Raw genomic sequence first — 957 nt, 5'->3', positions numbered from 1 at the left:
TAATATGGGGTTTAATAAAATTCGTTAAGATAGTTTTATCTCAATTAACCCCTTTCACTGTTTCGTTCTTTAAAATTGAGTAGATGTAAGTTTTGAATTTATGTCCTGCTTTGTGTAGGTTTTTTATAGGATTAAGAATAATGCGAAAAATATCAACGGAAGGGCTTGCACTGATTAAGCAATGGGAGGGTTTACGTTTAAAGTCCTATGAGGATTCTGGTGGAATATGGACAATTGGTTATGGGCATACAAGTGCAGCTGGCGCTCCAAGTGTCAATAAAGACATGCAAATTACTGAAAAAGAAGCTGAAGAAATCCTTTGCCAGGACTTGAGGGAGTGTGAAGCCGTTGTTGAAAAAGCTGTTACCGTTCCTTTAAACGATGAACAATTCGCAGCTTTGGTGTCGTTTTCCTATAATGTAGGAATAACAGCTTTTTGCAAATCTACGCTTTTAAAAAAGCTCAATAACGGTGAATATGAAGCGGTACCAACTGAATTGCAAAAATGGACAAGAGTAGGCGGAAAGCGTATCCAAGGTCTTGTTAATCGTCGCGCAGCCGAAGCAGGATTATGGGCAAAGGGAGCTCGTGTTGCGCCTAATTATCATGTTGTAGAATCAGAAGGCGTAACGGGGATTTGCAAAATAGAGGCTCTTGCACCAATTATAGGCTCTTTTTCAGGGCTTGGAGGACTTTTTGCAGGAAATGGTCCTGTCCAGTGGGCTTTAGCAGGCATTATGGTTTTAGCTGCTTTTACAGCTATGGTATATATTGCTAAACGTTTTCAGGAACACCGCCTATGATCTTATGGATAAAAAAATATCTGACGACGACGTCAGCAATCATAGCAGCTTTTTTTATAGCTTTAGTGAAGGCCTTTTTCCTTGGAAAAAGAGTTGAGAAGCAAAAACAAACAAAGGAAGCTTTTAATACAGCGAAAACACGGCTTGAGGTAGA

At 39.5% G+C, this 957-nt stretch carries 1 protein-coding gene; it reads left to right on the top strand.

The annotated features are described in order from the left end of the window. Positions 1-140 precede the first annotated feature (140 nt). Positions 141-803 carry a lysozyme gene (locus ACFINC_RS09955; protein ID WP_120100522.1) on the top strand — a complete coding sequence of 221 codons (663 nt, stop codon included), beginning with the start codon at positions 141-143 and terminating at the stop codon, positions 801-803. Positions 804-957 lie beyond the last annotated feature (154 nt).

The sequence above is a fragment of the Bartonella sp. AP58NXGY genome (assembly GCF_042195785.1).
Classification (GTDB): domain Bacteria; phylum Pseudomonadota; class Alphaproteobacteria; order Rhizobiales; family Rhizobiaceae; genus Bartonella.
The sequence above is the reverse complement of the archived record's forward strand: the minus strand, read 5'-3'. Positions and strand labels throughout refer to the sequence as shown.